This window comes from Salinivibrio sp. MA607 (assembly GCF_001996245.1).
GTDB classification, from domain to species: Bacteria; Pseudomonadota; Gammaproteobacteria; order Enterobacterales; family Vibrionaceae; genus Salinivibrio; species Salinivibrio costicola.
Window position 1 is genome coordinate 67127 of sequence record NZ_MUFJ01000029.1, and the last position, 16558, is coordinate 83684.

Here is a 16558-nt window from a genome sequence, read left to right on the forward strand (position 1 = left end):
ATCGTAGCCCATTGCGCTCTGTCACCTTGTGTTTTTATTTATAATATAATCAAAAGTTTAAACGGCAAAAGTCTGTGCTACAAACGTGATGTCGCAAGGCAAAAATGGCATCAGGGCTTGACTGTTAACCCTAACCCGCTCAAACTTCGCCTCAGTGTCAACTTATCCTGACAGCTAATCCGGCGCATGAAAAAATACTGACGATTGCTTTTGTAACGTCTTGATCAGAGCAGGTTTTAATCACCTCATCCCATCTTGTTCTGCGCCGGTATTGGGTATCACTGTCACGTTACAGGAATCCATTATGAGACTGAAAGTCTGTTGTGAAGATAGGATCGGACTGACCCGCGAACTGCTTGATATTCTGGTTCGCCGCGATATTGATCTACGCGGGATCGAAATCGACCAAGTCGGGATTATCTATCTGAACTGCCCTGAAATTGAATTTGAAGCCTTTAGTCAGTTGATGTCTGAAATTCGACTGATTTCTGGGGTCACCGATGTGCGCAAAGTCCAGTTCTTGCCTGCCGAGCGCGAGCATAAAGAGCTACGTGCCTTGGTCGAAAGCCTGACCGATCCTGTGGTCTCGATCAACCTTGACGGCTACATCGATATGGCCAATAAAGCGGCACAAGATCTGATTGGATCCAGTGAGCATCAGCTTATCGACGAGCATGCGAACACCGTGTTTCCTGACTTTCAGTTTGCCCATTGGCTGGAAAAAGAAGAAGCCAGCCAAAGCTGTAGGATGGTGGTGATGGCTGGCCTCGACTTCCTCATGGAAGTGATGCCTGTTCATATCAACGATGAAAGCGAACAGCCTGTGCTCGTGAGCGCCGTGGTCCAACTGAAACAAGTGGCGCTGAATAATACCCCGCAAACGGTTTTCCGCACGCCTAGCGACCATGGTTTTGAGCACCTCGTTGGCCAATCCAACAAGTTTAAGCAGCTGATGAGCCAAGCTAAAAAATTAGCGATGCTCGACGCGCCACTGTTGGTACAAGGCGAAACTGGAACAGGCAAAGAGATGATTGCGCGCGCTTGCCATCGGCATTCACTGCGGGCAGACAAACCCTTCTTGCTGGTGAACTGCGTGTCGATGCCTGATAACGCCGCTGAAACCGAGCTGTTTGGCATGGCCGCCGCAGAAGAGGGCGGTAGCGCGAAAAAAGGGATTTTAGAGCAAGCGGACGGCGGCACCGTCTTCCTATATGAAGTCGGTGAAATGAGCCGTCACCTGCAGGTAAAACTGCTGCGCTTTATGCAAGACGGCACCTTCCGTCGGGTCGGTGAAGAGCGTGAAATGCAGGTCGATGTGCGGGTGATTTGTTCAACGCAGAAAAATTTACCTGAGCTGGTGGCCGCGCATCAATTCCGCGAAGACCTCTTTTATCGCCTTAATGTCTTATCGCTGACGGTTCCACCGCTGAGAGAACGTTCTGCGGATGTGATGCCACTTGCGCAGCTATTTATTAAACAATTTGCCGCCGATTTGGGCCAATCCAAGCCAAGCATCGATGACGCCCTTGCAGACTACCTGACCCACTATGCATGGCCGGGTAATATCCGCCAGCTTCGCAATGTGTTATTGCATGCGATGACCCAAATCGATGCCGACGTGATGACGATAGACGATGTGCAGTTACCAGAAATCGAAAACACTCAGTTTATGAGCGAAGAGTCGATTGATGGATCGTTGGACGAAATCATGAAGCGTTATGAGTCTGGCATATTGCATAACTTGTACCGAAGCTACCCTTCCACGCGTAAACTGGCTAAGCGGCTGGATGTCTCGCATACCGCTATCGCCAATAAACTGCGCGACTATGGCATTGGTAAGAAATAACGCGGGCCAAGACAGTGACTATGTACGAACCCTCGGTGAGTGATTTGCCGCGATTATCCGTGGATGAACTGCGCATTGATGCCATCAGCCATGAAGACGTCATGCGAGTTGTGCAATACTTTCAGCGCAATCGTGCCTTTCTTGCCCCCTGGGAGCCGGCGCGAACATCGGGCTTTTACTCCGAACAGGGCTGGAAACGGCGGGTGCTACAGCTGATGGAGTTACAAAAGCATCAGCTGGCATATTATTTTTTAATTGCCAAGCAAGATTCTCCCACGGTATTGGGAGTGATCTCTTATACCAGCATGATGCAGTATCCTTCGTATTCTTGCACCGTCGGTTACTCGTTAGACCAAGCGGCACAAGGGCAGGGCATTATGCGCCGCGCATTGGCGACCACCAATCAATGGTTATTCGATAATATCCATATTCACCGCGTCAATGCCGCTTATATGCCATGCAATGCGCGCAGTGCCAAGGTGTTAGAGGCCGTTGGATTTGAACGAGAAGGACGAGCACGGGATTACCTGCTCATTAATGGTCAATGGGAAGATCACCTGTTAATGGCACATATTAATCCCCACTGGCGCCCTAAATCGTCGTCCTAAAGGAAGGTTCCATGAAAAAAGGCGATCGATTGCGATCGCCTTTTGCGTTGCTGTTTTTGCTCGTGCCCTCATGGACATTCGCTATTTCACTGTTAAGACTCGCATCGTATTGGTTGAGCCAACCACTTCCATTTGGTCACCTTGGGTCATGATCACCTGATCGCCTTCATTCAAAAACCCACCCGCTTTCAGTGTCTGCAGGGCAAGCTCCGCTACTTGCGGACCGGCACCACTGTTGCTGTCGAAATACACGGGGGTGACGCCGCGATACAATGCTGCACGATTCAGCGTTTGTTCATGGCGAGACAAAGCGAAAATGGGCTTACCCGATGAAATACGTGACATCATCAACGCGGTGCGGCCTGACTCAGTCAGCGACACCATGGCTTTAATCCCTTTCATATGGTTTGCCGCATACATGGTTGCCATCGACACCGTCTCTTCTTGGCTATCAAACTGACGATCCAAGCGGTGGTTAGACACATTCACCGACGGCATTTTTTCCGCACCGACACACACTTCTGCCATGGCGCGTACCGTCTCAACCGGATACTGTCCTGCTGCGGTTTCTGCTGATAGCATTACCGCGTCGGTACCATCTAACACGGCGTTAGCGACATCCATCACTTCTGCACGGGTTGGCATCGGGGCTGTGATCATCGACTCCATCATTTGTGTGGCAGTGATCACTAAGCGGTTCATACTGCGTGCGCGTCGGATCAATTGTTTCTGTACCCCGACTAACTCAGGGTCACCAATTTCGACGCCAAGATCGCCTCGTGCCACCATCACCACATCAGACGCTTCGATAATGTCATCAATACTGGCATCGCTCACCACGGTTTCTGCGCGTTCAACCTTGGCGACCAAACGTGCATCCAGACCAGCCTCGCGCGCTAATGAGCGGGCATAATGCATGTCTTGACCGTTGCGAGGGAACGAGATAGCCAAAAAGTCGACCTTGATTTTAGCGGCGGTGAGAATGTCTTGTTTATCTTTTTCGGTCAACGCAGGCGCAGACAGGCCACCGCCTTTCTTGTTGATCCCTTTGTTGTTTGATAGCTTCCCGCCCACCGTGACTTCGGTGTGCACTTTGGTGCCGTCAACGGCCAATACTTTGAGCTGTACACGGCCATCGTCGAGCAGCAAAATGTCGCCATGGGTGACATCTTGCGGTAGCGCCTTGTAGTCCAGCCCCACAGCGTCTTGATCGCCCATTCCCGGAGACAGATCGCTGTCTAGGGTAAATTTATCACCCACCGCAAGCACAATAGCGCCGTCTTTAAACGTGGATACGCGAATCTTAGGGCCTTGTAAATCGCCTAAAATCCCCACATGACGACCCAGTCGTGCGGCGATAGCACGCACCTGTTCGGCACGCTTAATATGATCTTCTGCACTGCCGTGAGAGAAGTTGAGGCGAACGACATTGGCACCCGCCTGAATGACGGCCTCTAACACACTGTCTTTATCCGTTGCCGGGCCCAAGGTGGTGACAATTTTCGTTCTTCTCAATTTTGCAGACATGATTAACTCCTGTAGACAGGGTGATGCGCAAGAAGCGTGTTACAAGGCAAGCATCACCGCTTAGTAATAAACCAATAAAACGCTGACATCAGTGTAGCGCACGGAAAATATCAACGAGATGACACAAAAAAGGAGTGCCATGCACTCCTCGGGATTAGGTCAATGATTCTTTATGAAAACGTGAATCGCGAATGGCTTCTTTGACACGTTTCAAGTTATCTCTAAAGCCGGGGCCGCGGCGTAGGGTAAAACCGGTAGCCAAGACGTCGATGACGGTCATTTGCACCACGCGGCTTGCCATTGGCATGTATTCATCGGTATCTTCAGGGACATCGAGTTGAATGGTGTGCGAGCAAACCTTATCGAGCGGTGAATCGCGCTGGGTGATACCAATCACGGTGGCGCCATTTTCTCGGGCCAAGTTCGCCACGTCGACCAGGCTTTTGGTCCGGCCTGTGTGTGAGATCATCACCACCACGTCGCCGTCATTGCAGTTAATACAGCTCATGCGTTGCATCACAATATCGTTAAAGCAGACGACAGGGATGTTAAAACGGAAAAACTTGTTCTGCGCATCGTGGGCAACAGACGCTGACGCACCCAAACCAAAGAAAGAAATTTTCTTTGCTTGGGTCAACATATCAACAGCACGGTTAATTTGGTGTGTATCAATGCTGTTCTTCGCCACATCTAAACAGGCCATGGTTGACTCGAAAATCTTGGCTGTGTAAGCATCGGCACCGTCGTTCTCTTCAACGTTACGGTTCACATAAGGCGTACCGTTTGCCAAGCTCTGCGCTAAATGCAATTTAAAGTCGGGAAATCCTTTGGTGTCTAAACGACGACAAAAGCGATTCACCGTTGGCTCACTCACATCAGCCATTTTTGCTAACGTCGCAATGCTTGAGTGGATAGCGGTTTGAGGTGAGGCGACAATTATTTCAGCAACTTTTCTTTCAGATTTGCTGAAGTTTTCAATATTTTTTTGTATTTTTTCCAGAGTATTCATCTGAGTTACCGCTTACGTTCAAGACCAAATTAAGAACTATCGCTCCCTGAGAGCGAACAAAATGCAGTGTTTAAGTACGTCAATCATCACGGTTTTTGACCACCGTTTAATGATGAATAGTCTATCGTCTCACGCTTTGTAATGACATTATTATGACTATCTGAGAATGAAAACTTTGTCACCATTCACGCTTTTGGTTATTTCCTTACACAATGAAGGAATATATTTACAGCGTGAAATAAACAATCGGTCAAAAATGGGGCAAAAAGCGGTGTAAAGCCGATTACATTGAAAAATAATTACGTAACCCTAAGGAGTGCTTGTGTCAGGATTGAAAGTCGGAATTTGTGGTTGTGGTTGGTTGGGTACCCCTCTTGCGTCGCACTTGCTAGCGGCAGGGCATCAGGTGGTGGGGACCAAGCGCCAATCGGATGCAGCGCAAGCATGGAGCCAGTCACTAGGTGCGCCAATGGTGCCTTTTGATGTCATGGCGCCCGATTACCACCACGCGCAGCCATTGCTTGATTGCGACATTGTGGTGATCAATATCGCGGCAGGGCGACGTAATGCCGATTTTGATGCCTACCGCAACGCGATGACCGCCTTTATTGATCATCTGGCACAAGCGGGCGTTGAACATGTGCTCTTTATTAGCACGACGTCTGTGTATGGAGAGCTTAAAGGACAAGTCACAGAACAAACACCGACCGCCGCGACAACGGCATCCGGTCAAGCGCATGAAGCCATTGAAGCCCATGTTGATCGCGTGTATGGCGAGCGGGGCAGTGTGCTGCGCTTGGCAGGTTTAATTGGCGGTGAACGTCACCCATCAACCATGTTGTCAGGGCGTACAGGGCTGTCTGGCGGCAGCGAGCCGGTTAACCTTATCCATCGTAGCGATGTTATGGCTGCAATCAGTGCAATGATTCATCAGCGCCAATGGGGGCATGTTTTCCATTTGAGTGCGGATCTTCATCCATCCAAAAGCGTTTATTACAGCTGGGCTGCACGTGAAATGGGATTAACGCCACCTGAGTATCACCCAAGTGCTGGCGATGGAAAATGGATTGATGCCTCGCATACGCTGGCGCAGCTGGGACTCACCTTACGGTATGCGTCGCCCTATCAAATGATTGCCAATGGCCAGGTAACGTCTGATGACCCTGCACCAAAATAAAAAAAGCCCACACAAGGTGGGCAAAATAAAGGTAGAGACAAATAAACTCTAAAGTAAGTAGAAAAAGCAGCAGCAGTTCGGAAAGAAAGGTGAATCATGCACCTCAATCGCTGAGGGGGACAAGGCATTTCTTACCGATGCACCCATTAGGACTGGGCGATGACCAAGAAGTTCCTGATGATTTAAAAAAGTCGCCAAATCTTGTCAATGGGCGACGTTTTCGTGATTTTTATCACAAACTTGGCGGCAATAAACGCCGCCATCTCGTTAAATTGAAACAGATATAAATTATTTATCCTGCGTGTTATTGGTGTAGCACTACACGGCCCATTGGCGTTGTTTGAGCCACTGGAATAAGCCACCTAGACCCACTAAGCATAGCCCGAGGCCAATGAAGGACAAAGCTCGCATTAGCCCCTCCAAACTTGCCATATCAACCAAGAAAACTTTCAATATCACTAACGCCAAAGTCGCCATAGCACCTTGCTGCACACGTACCGATTGTTGCCAGTATCCACCGAGCAGAGTCAGGCTGCCAATTACTAACCAAACCAATGAATAAGTGTAAAGCTCTGCGTTTGATGTTGGCAGTGAAAGCACAATGGTGTCACCTTGCCAAGCTTGGCGGATTAATCCGTTGACGAGCAAGAACCCAAAAAATGCCGCAGCGGTACCCGTAAGCAGTTGTACTCGCGCGTTAAACGCCAGGCTCGATGAGGATCCCTCTCGGCCCAGCCAAAGACAAACCAGCAAGGGGACGCCCCACCAAGGCCAGAGCAAACTGGAAAGTGGCGAATAACCAATAGATACCTCTTCAAAGTAGGGATTGTGGTCGACAAAGAGGATCAGTTGAATGAGTATGCTCAATGCCAGCAGTGCTATCCCGCTAAAACGGTATAAAAAAGCGCACGTCTGCGCGAGGCGATAGCGATAAAGATAAACACAAGCTAACAATGACCAGTTCATACTCATTACCACAGCGCCTGAGACGGAATAGATAACACCGCTAAGGCCTTGAAGATCACACAGCCAAATTGTCGTGCTGGTCAGCCACAGTGCGATGAGCTGTAACTGGGCACCCGTGAGCCAAGCGGGCAGTGTTTGGCTTTGTACCCAACGCTGACTGCCATAAATCAACAGACTAAGCGACGGATAAAGCCACAGTGTATCGGGCACCGATGTCATGTGATTGGTTGTGAGCAATAATAAGGTCGCGCGAGCGAGCACAATACTGACCAGGGCTTGAATAATCCAATCAGCGAGTGTAATCCTGTATTTATGGGTAAGCCAAAGCATCACCACGGCTTGAAGGGCGATCGCCAAGGTTAGCGCGTAATTGCTCAATAGTAAGGTCAGCGCAAGCGCAAGGTGTGCATTCACCCCACACCATAGGCTTAACCGGACTAAATGTTGTGTCTGGTCTGTTCCTTTAAAATAACGAGTAAATGCCGCTAATATCGCCGCGCCACCGGCTAAACATGCTGACCATAATAGGGTGCTATATGCGTGAGGAGGTTGCCCACCCCAAAACGGATCCGTCACTACCGAGTTTAGGCTCACCATTAATGGTGTCGCTAGGCACGCCAACCAGATAAAGTGAATGCTTTTTGGCGAACGCTTACCCAAGGCCAAACTATATAACAGGGTAAACACACCGATACTTAAACCCATATGTTGGGCAAGTGCAGAGCTATCAAGATCACTTGTCAGTAGCCAAAGCGCGGCCCAAATTAAGCCCAGAGCAGGCCAAGCCCCCCAACGCACAGAGAATAGGGGAGCGAGGTAAAGCCACCCCACTAGTGCTGCGATCAATGGAATACCAGCGGTGATAGATAATGGAAATGCCGCCATTGATGCAATCAGCATAATGGCAAGCATCAGCCAGGTGTCGAGTGCGTGATGGTGCCATGATCGAATATCAACAAGAATACGCCAAGATAGTGGCCCGTCAGATGTTGGTTTAAGCAACCAACCCAATCTTGGTACTGCAATCAGCACGTAGACTGAGCCGACAGCAAATCCAGTGACGATAAGCAGGGGCGCCGAAAAATGGGCAAAAGCAAATAGCCAAGCAAGATGCATCCCCCACAAGCTACGCCACAGCCATCGGCGCTCGACACGTTGAGCCACATAGGTGATGGCGGCGGCGACGAGTAAAAAATAGCTGGCGAGCAACCCGTAGCTGGGGGTGGCACTGGTAGAGAACAATGGCGCGCCATACGCACCGATGAGCCCGACTACGGTCAGCAGTGGGCCAAACCTAAGCCCGTAGAAGGTCGCAGCGAGCGAGATCAGCGCCAGCATCACAACAGCGATAGGATCAGAAATAAACTGATAGGGCGTCGCCGCCATCAAGGTCAGGCCAAACAAGCTGATAAAGCCCGCACTCGCAATGGCAGCGGGCACATAGCTCGGCCAATCAATTTGCGTATAACAGCGTAACTTATCGTGCAACCACTCACTGCTTACAATCAAACCGACGCCAAACAGCGCTCCCAAGCCAAGACGGGCAAGAGGGGGAAAATAGCCTTCGCTGATCAGGTAGGAAATTAAGAAAAGTCCACCGAGGGTAAAAATACCGGCGCCACTCCAAACCAGCCATTGCTGTTTCGCGCGCTCAAGCCATGCCATCGCATGTCCTTTGGTGGCACGCATGGCGTTATCGTCGTGAAGAGGGGGGGCATCTGTGGGCTGGAGAGTATGATGCTCGCGGTTTTCCTCTAAAGCGTCCGATTCCGTTGATGACTTTACTGAAGGTTCATTGCTCGAACGGATACTTGATGACGTATGGTTCTCGCTGGAACTTGTCGTGGTCTCTTGCCTGTGACGCAACTGCCTCAGTGCATGTTGGGTCGCCTCAAGATCATGACGCAAGGAACTCACTTTAATGATCGCAACAACGCCGCAAATACTGCCGACCATAATGATCAACGCCATAGCGACAAGAAAAGTGAAATACATAATAGGGTGACCACATCTGTTAGCGAACGCAGACACACTTTACTGTGGATAGACATTAAATCATCGAAATCGGGCGAAAAGAGCCCAGATTTGGGAGTAAGCGCATAAAAAAGCCCACAAGCAACGAGCAAGTGGGCATAGAAGAAAAGTCTTCTAGAAAAAGCAGTGGCACAAGGTGTGACTAGCAAAAATGCGAATGGGTTCCCACATTGGTATAAAAAAAGCGCCGCCTATTTTTGCGGCCGTACGGGCTTACTGGCTTAGTCTCTGATATTCAATACGTTACATATCGTCTTGCCCCTCCTGTTTCAGACGGATCATTTACCAAACATTATACGGTGACAACAAACGGGCGCTGAACGCCAGTAATGGCCTGATCACCTTGTCATCACTCAATAATGTGATGTTGCTCATGCGATACATAGGTGTTTCTTACTTGTTAAATAAGGCTTGTCGGTATAAAGTTAAACAAGCGTTTAAATCAGGTGAATGAATAATGGCAGGACGAGGCGACACCAAAGCGAAAATACTGGATGCCGCGGAGCAGCTCTTCGCCGAGCATGGCTTTAAAGAAACATCGTTGCGCACCATCACCAGCAAAGCAGGGGTTAATCTTGCCTCGGTGAATTACCATTTTGGTGATAAAAAATCATTGGTGCGCGCGGTGCTTGGACGTTATCTCGAGGCATTTATGCCCGCACTTGGCGAACAACTGCAAACGTTGTTAAGCCAGCGTGAATGTACGATGGCCCAAGTGTTTTCTTGTGCCAAACAGCCGGTACTCGCACTTGACCAATACCGGCCTCATGGCGCGGCCACCTTTATGCAATTAATTGGTCGAGGCTACACCGATGTGCAAGGGCACTTGCGTTGGTTTATTACCACGCGCTATGAGCACGTTTTATCCTTGTTTAACCAAGCGGTGCACAAAGCCAACCCGGCACTCACCCCCGAAGCCGTCTTCTGGCACATCCATTTTACGCTCGGCGCTGCCATTTTCACCATGGCATCGAGCGAGGCACTCCGTGATATTGCCGAAAATGATTTTGATCGCACGTTAGACACTGAAGCGATCGTTGACCGCCTCATCCCGTATTTAGCAGCAGGGATGAACGCCGAGCCAGCAGTGATGCAGCAAGGCCAAGTGCTTCCGTTTGCGGCGGAATCGCAGGCCGACTAGCGCAACAACGTATGGGCGTGGTAGGCGTGGAGCCAGCCCTCATTTATTCGCCCACGTTATTGTCGATGTCTGACAATGCGTGGAATGCAATGTAAAACCCGTTCTGGTCGCACAATAACAGCAACAAGAGTGCAACCATGATCAACAAAAGGACCTGAATCATGAGCTCTCAAACTTCATTACGTCGTTCACTGATTAGTGACAAAGCGTTTACTTTCTTCAAAAAGGTGCTGCCACCCTTATCAGCGACAGAGCGTGAAGCGATGGAAGCGGGCAGCGTTTGGTGGGATGGCGAACTCTTTTCCGGATCGCCAGATTGGAAAACCTTGCACAGCTATGGCAAGCCAACGCTCACCGCTGAAGAACAAGCTTTTATTGATAACCAACTCGATACCTTACTGGCCATGCTGGACGATTTTAAAATCGTGCAAGAGCAAAAAGATTTGCCGGAAGAGGTGTGGGATTACTTGAAGAAAGAACGCTTTTTCTCGCTGATCATCCCCAAAGAATACGGCGGCCTCGCGTTCTCAGCACTGGCCAACTCCACCATCGTATCGCGCATTGCGACGCGCAGTTTAAGCGCGGCGGTCACTGTGATGGTGCCGAACTCACTGGGCCCAGGTGAACTACTGACGCACTACGGCACCCAAGAACAACGCGATTACTGGCTGCCACGTCTGGCCGATGGCCGTGAAGTACCTTGCTTTGGCCTCACAGGCCCGGAAGCAGGCTCGGATGCAGGGAGCATTCCCGACCATGGCGTTATTTGCATGGGTGAGCATAATGGCGAAGAGGTTCTCGGGATCCGCTTAAGCTGGAACAAGCGCTATATCACCTTAGCCCCCGTGGCCAGTGTCGTTGGGCTCGCCTTCAAACTCGGCGATCCTGAAGGGTTGTTGGGTGACAAAAAAGATCTCGGCATCACCTGTGCCTTGGTCCCGGCAGACCATCCAGGCGTAGAAATAGGCGATCGCCACAACCCACTCAATATGGCCTTCATGAATGGCACCACCCGTGGTGAAGACGTCTTTATTCCGATTGATTGGGTCATCGGCGGGAAAGACTACGTAGGTCGAGGCTGGCGTATGCTGGTGGAATGCCTGTCTGCCGGACGTGGGATCTCGCTGCCTGCGCTCGGCACGGCGGTCGGCCACTTAGCCACACGCACCACAGGCGCTTACAGCTATGTACGTAAGCAGTTTGGTATGCATATTGGACGCTTTGAAGGGGTCGCCGAAGCACTGGGTCGCATGGGCGGGTTGAACTACTTGATTGAATCGACCCGTACCCTGACCACCACCGCGCTTGACCAAGGTGAGAAACCGGCGATCATCACCGCCATTTCTAAATACCACATGACCGAGATCGCGCGTACCATCTTAAACGACTCGATGGATGTTCACGCGGGTCGTGCCATTCAATTGGGGCCACTCAACTACATTGGCCACCATTACTTTGGTATTCCTGTCGCGATCACCGTGGAAGGGGCGAACATTCTTACCCGCAACCTGATGATCTTTGGTCAAGGGGCGACCCGTTGCCACCCTTATGTACTTAAAGAGATGGAAGCGGCGGCTAACCCAGACCAAGAGCAAGGCGCACAAGCATTTGATAACCTGCTGTTTAAACACATTGGTCATGCCACTAAAAACAGCATCATGGGGTTAGTGAATGCGTTAACCGGCTCGCTGACTAACCGTGCACCGGTTAGTGGTGAAACGGCCAAATACTATCGCCATCTTACTCGCATGAGTCGTGCATTGGCGGTAACCACCGATGTGGCGATGTTGTCACTGGGCGGTGAGCTAAAACGCCGCGAAATGCTTTCAGCGCGCCTTGGTGATGTATTGAGTCACCTTTATATGGCATCGGCAACCCTGAAGCGCTATGAAGATGAAGGGCGTCCAAGCCAAGATCTGCCAATGGTGCACTATGCGCTGCAATACTGCTTAGCCCAGTGTGCCAAAGCCTTTGATGGCGCCTTTAACAACTTCCCGGCCAAAGGCGTGGGTCGTAGTTTACGGGTGCTACTGTTCCCATTAGGCATGCGTTATACGATGCCGTCCGATAAACTGCTCAACCAGATCGCCGAGCAGTTAATGACCCCAAGTGCAGAGCGCGACCGTTGGACGCATCTTTGCTATGTCGGGGAAAAAGCCGACGATCCGGTGGCGGTAATGGAACGTGCCTTCACAGCCATGTGGGCGTGTCGTGATACCGAAAAAGCCCTGATCAAGGCAGTAAAAGCCAAGAAAATCAATGGTAAAGCCAGCCTGGCCGACCGTTCACAACAAGCGGTAGAGCAAAATATTATTACCGCCGATGCGCGTGAAAAATTGCTTGAGGCCGATGCGTTGCGTGCTTACGCCGTACAAGTGGATGACTTTGAGGCCGATTGGTTTACCTCAAACCAGTTACAAGGGGGCGCTATCGACAAAGCCAACCCAAATAAAGCCGCTTAAATGCTGTGATTACGCTAATGAAAAGCGTCTGTGATGAGCAGACGCTTTTTTGTTGGCTCGCTCATGGAACCGATTTACACTGCGATCTTGCCCACTATTTTTGCCTGCAACACCTCCAACCACTGGGTATTTTTGCCCTTTTTCCATAAAAGGGGATGCATAGGCAGGCGTTAGTATTTATCCTAGCCTCAATTTTGTGAGGGACGTTGAATATGATCATCAAACCTAAAATTCGCGGATTTATCTGTACAACCACCCATCCAGTGGGGTGTGAAGCGAACGTAAAAGAACAAATTGACTACACCAAAGCGCAAGGCCCGATTGCCAATGCGCCAAAACGTGTGTTGGTCGTGGGTGCATCCAGCGGCTATGGCTTGTCCTCACGCATTGCAGCCGCCTTTGGTGGCGGCGCAGCAACCATAGGCGTGTTCTTCGAAAAGCCAGGCACCGAGAAAAAACCAGGCACCGCAGGCTGGTATAACTCAGCCGCGTTCGACAAGTTTGCCAAGCAAGAAGGCCTGTATTCAAAAAGCCTGAACGGCGATGCTTTCTCGCACGAGGCCAAGCAAAAAACCATCGATTTGATCAAACAAGACTTGGGTCAAATCGACATGGTGGTTTACTCACTGGCCTCGCCAGTCCGTAAGCTACCTGACAGCGGCGAGCTGGTACGTTCATCACTCAAACCTATCGGTGAGACGTACACCTCAACCGCCGTCGATACCAACAAAGATCAACTTATCGAAGCGAGCGTCGAGCCTGCTACTGAGCAAGAGATCCAAGACACCGTCACTGTCATGGGCGGTGAAGACTGGGAACTTTGGATTAACGCACTCAATGACGCCGGCGTATTGGCCGAAGGCTGCAAGACGGTCGCCTACAGCTACATTGGCACAGAGCTCACTTGGCCAATTTACTGGGAAGGAGCACTAGGCAAAGCCAAAATGGACTTAGACCGTGCCGCCAACGAGCTAAACCAGACGCTTGCCGCCAAAGGTGGTAGCGCCAACGTCGCCGTATTGAAAAGCGTCGTGACCCAAGCAAGCTCGGCTATTCCCGTTATGCCGCTTTATATCGCCATGGTGTTCAAAAAAATGCGCGAAGAAGGGGTCCATGAAGGCTGCATGGAGCAAATCCATCGCATGTTTACTCAACGCCTCTATCAAGCCGATGGCAGTGAGCCTGCCGTTGATAGCGAGCGTCGCTTGCGTTTAGACGACCTAGAGCTACGCGAAGACATTCAGCAGCACTGTCGCGACTTGTGGCCGCAAATCACCACTGACAATCTCACCGAGCTAACCGACTACAACGAATACAAAGCCGAGTTCTTGAAGCTATTTGGCTTTGGCGTAGACGGCGTAGACTACGACGCAGACGTGAGCCCATTGGTAGAATTTGATGTCGAAAACATCTAAAACTGTTTAGAAAACAGACGAAAGAGGTCAGCCAAACGCTGGCCTCTTTTTTATTGCACGAAAGCTAACCAAACAAACCAAAATCGTCGCTTTTTACTTTACAAGCGAAGCCTAAGCCAATAATATACGCCGCGTTCCGGAGAGATGGCTGAGTGGTTGAAAGCACCGGTCTTGAAAACCGGCAAGGGTTAATAGCCCTTCTAGGGTTCAAATCCCTATCTCTCCGCCACATATAGAAAAGCCGCTGCTCAGTCAGCGGCTTTTTTGCGTTTATACCCCCCCAAAATTTCTAAATTCTGACCCCGCCAACATTTTAGACCCCTTTGCCTAAACACACTGCCCAGCGTCTGATAACCTAGCCCGCAAAAAATTGCCCTGTAAGGCCTTTTGGATGCCGCTAACCAAAGGGCGGTAGCGTGGGTGTTAAAGCAAATCCTTAATGCGTAACCTCAAGCACTCATTGATGCGTAGGCCACTGCCGTACATAAGCCCACAAATCAGCTTATCTCTTGCGCTAAGGTAGGTGAAAATTTTGGCAACTTCTTCTTTACTGAGCACAATTGGAATTCGCGGCGATTTTTTGGACGGACTAAACGCAATCTTACCTAGCGGTTGGTTTAAAAACTGGTTGTAAAGAAAGGCTAATGCATTGAGGGCAACCTTTTGTGTGTTTGGTGAAACTTGCTGCGCATTCGCCAAATAAGACAGAAACGTTTTTACATCCTCGTCACTGAGCTCTGTAGGGTGTTGCTTGTGATGGAAAAGGATAAATCGACGAACCCAGTACAAGTAACTTTTCTCGGTTCTAATCGCATAGCCTCGTCGCCTAATCTCGTGCTGAAGGCTTGCCATAAACGGACTTTTGGTCATGATCTTTTCCCTCCCTCTAAGACTGTTTATTCATACAGCTTATTGGTAAGGAAAGCCAAATGGTGTGCACGCTTTTTCGAGGCACATTCACATTATCGCCGAAAGAGAAAATATTAATACAATATAATCATAGGGTTACAATTTATCCTTTGGGGATAATGTGAACGCCTTGGCCGGGATAGGCGGCATGCACACTTTCGCAGGCAAAGTGATTGCTTCAATCGTTAAAAATGTGTTTAATTATAAGTAGTTAGTTAAAAAATGACGCGTGTAACGGTTTTGACAAATCGAGCACGCGCACTAATACAATGTTATAAATCCGAGTGAATTAATGGAAAAATCAAAGAAGAACTTGCTCCAACTAGAAGAGGCACTAAACCATATTGAATTACCGCGTACTGAAAAAGTCATGGTTGCGAGTTCGTATTACTCAATATGCATGGAACACTACCGCTCAATTTTAACCTTACTTGAACTTCAGCTTTATAGTTCAGCAAGTGCTCTCTTAAGGTGTCTTTTTGAAAGCTATGTTAAAGGTATGTGGTTTTATTACTGTTCGGATGCTAAAGACATTGATCGACTTAGAAAAGACAGTTTTAAAAAACCATTTAGGGCATTGGTTAGTGAAATTGAAAAGGAAAAAGGTAACGATTTATCAACGGCTAAGAAGATCTTATGGGAAACTCTAAATGGATTAACACACTCCGGAGCAGAGCAAGTTTCACGCAGAATATCTGACGAAATGATTGGATCAAACTTTGACAAACTGTTTATCGAAGATGTGAAAAATTTTACAAATAGCTATGGTTTGTTAGTTGCTGGCGAGCTAGCGTTAATTAGCGAAGATAGAAAAGCTCAAACTGCTGTGCTTGAAGTTCAGAGGGCTTTGGGTTTCTCGACATTGGATTTATAACAAGAAAATCAACGCGGACTAATAAAGCTTGGCTTGGTGCGCTGCGCTCAAAGTTATATCCAAGCTTTATTAGCCTGTTATTTGGGCGTTAGGTAGATCGGAAGTTATGAGTCAAAGAATTATTGAAGTCATTGATTATCAGCCTCAGTGGCTAGTCGATTTCGCCAGAGAAAAAGAGCTAATCAGTTCTGTTTTAACAGCAGCTAATATTCATGCGATACATCATATAGGCAGCACGTCGGTTAAAGGATTATGTGCCAAACCAATTATCGATATTCTTTTAGAAGTGAAAAGTCTTGATGCTTTAGATTCTGAATCAGAAAAGATGGCTTCATTGGGGTATTTGGTGAAGGGTGAATTTGGTATTAAAGGGCGCCGTTATTTCCAAAAAGGTGGAATACAACGAACCCATCAAGTTCACGCATTCGTAGCAGGCTCGCCGGAAGTTAAAAGACATATCGCGTTTCGTGATTATCTAAGAGCATTTCGAGATGTAGCATGTCAATACGGAGAAATAAAAAGGAGTGGTGCAGCAATTTGTAACAATGACATAGATGTTTATATTGATTACAAAAATAGCTTTATAAAAG

Annotated in this window: 13 protein-coding genes and 1 tRNA gene; 10 read left to right on the forward strand and 4 right to left on the reverse strand. The window is 49.1% G+C overall.

Annotated features, from left to right (window positions below; translation table 11 throughout):
* The first annotated feature begins 304 nt into the window (after positions 1–304).
* Positions 305–1846, forward strand: a complete 1542-nt coding sequence (tyrR, locus tag BZG81_RS12905; RefSeq protein WP_077677569.1) for a transcriptional regulator TyrR — start codon at positions 305–307, stop codon at positions 1844–1846.
* Between the two features lie 20 nt (positions 1847–1866).
* A complete protein-coding gene (locus BZG81_RS12910; protein WP_077669753.1) occupies positions 1867–2454 on the forward strand; it encodes a GNAT family N-acetyltransferase in 588 nt (195 codons plus the stop codon).
* 81 nt (positions 2455–2535) lie between these two features.
* On the opposite strand, the gene pyk is transcribed toward BZG81_RS12910, so the two are convergent.
* Positions 2536–3981: a pyruvate kinase gene (pyk, locus tag BZG81_RS12915; protein WP_077460221.1), complete on the reverse strand. Its 1446-nt coding sequence runs from the start codon at positions 3979–3981 to the stop codon at positions 2536–2538.
* Between the two features lie 154 nt (positions 3982–4135).
* Positions 4136–4990, reverse strand: coding sequence for a MurR/RpiR family transcriptional regulator (locus BZG81_RS12920; RefSeq protein ID WP_021022372.1), 855 nt, complete (start codon positions 4988–4990; stop codon positions 4136–4138).
* A gap of 322 nt (positions 4991–5312) precedes the next feature.
* On the opposite strand from BZG81_RS12920, the gene BZG81_RS12925 reads away from it, so the two are divergent.
* Complete coding sequence (locus tag BZG81_RS12925) at positions 5313–6167, forward strand: SDR family oxidoreductase (RefSeq protein WP_158011849.1); 855 nt, start codon at positions 5313–5315, stop codon at positions 6165–6167.
* An 89-nt stretch (positions 6168–6256) separates the two neighbouring features.
* On the forward strand, positions 6257–6454 hold the full coding sequence (locus tag BZG81_RS15545) for a hypothetical protein (protein WP_131826343.1): 198 nt from the start codon (positions 6257–6259) through the stop codon (positions 6452–6454).
* Positions 6455–6485: 31 nt separating this feature from the next.
* Here the strand turns inward: BZG81_RS15545 and BZG81_RS12930 are convergent, their stop codons facing one another.
* On the reverse strand, positions 6486–9128 hold the full coding sequence (locus BZG81_RS12930; protein WP_077677571.1) for a DUF2339 domain-containing protein: 2643 nt from the start codon (positions 9126–9128) through the stop codon (positions 6486–6488).
* 496 nt (positions 9129–9624) lie between these two features.
* Here BZG81_RS12930 and BZG81_RS12935 point away from each other — a divergent pair, with 496 nt between their 5' ends.
* From BZG81_RS12935 to BZG81_RS12950, 4 genes are all read left to right on the forward strand, one after another.
* Positions 9625–10308: a TetR/AcrR family transcriptional regulator gene (locus BZG81_RS12935; RefSeq protein ID WP_025744698.1), complete on the forward strand. Its 684-nt coding sequence runs from the start codon at positions 9625–9627 to the stop codon at positions 10306–10308.
* Positions 10309–10469: 161 nt separating this feature from the next.
* Positions 10470–12770, forward strand: a complete 2301-nt coding sequence (locus tag BZG81_RS12940; RefSeq protein ID WP_021022368.1) for an acyl-CoA dehydrogenase — start codon at positions 10470–10472, stop codon at positions 12768–12770.
* Between the two features lie 212 nt (positions 12771–12982).
* A complete protein-coding gene (fabV, locus tag BZG81_RS12945; RefSeq protein WP_021022366.1) occupies positions 12983–14185 on the forward strand; it encodes an enoyl-ACP reductase FabV in 1203 nt (400 codons plus the stop codon).
* Positions 14186–14323: 138 nt separating this feature from the next.
* Positions 14324–14414: transfer RNA gene (locus tag BZG81_RS12950), tRNA-Ser, on the forward strand.
* Between the two features lie 194 nt (positions 14415–14608).
* Here BZG81_RS12950 and BZG81_RS12955 read toward each other — a convergent pair.
* Positions 14609–15055, reverse strand: a complete 447-nt coding sequence (locus BZG81_RS12955; RefSeq protein WP_077460226.1) for a phage integrase N-terminal SAM-like domain-containing protein — start codon at positions 15053–15055, stop codon at positions 14609–14611.
* A 331-nt stretch (positions 15056–15386) separates the two neighbouring features.
* Between BZG81_RS12955 and BZG81_RS12960 the strand changes: the two genes are divergently transcribed.
* Both BZG81_RS12960 and BZG81_RS12965 read left to right on the forward strand, forming a co-directional pair.
* Positions 15387–15968 carry a DUF6988 family protein gene (locus BZG81_RS12960; protein ID WP_077677572.1) on the forward strand — a complete coding sequence of 194 codons (582 nt, stop codon included), beginning with the start codon at positions 15387–15389 and terminating at the stop codon, positions 15966–15968.
* Between the two features lie 106 nt (positions 15969–16074).
* A partial coding sequence (locus BZG81_RS12965) for a GrpB family protein (RefSeq protein ID WP_077677573.1) occupies positions 16075–16558 on the forward strand: 484 nt, incomplete at its 3' end.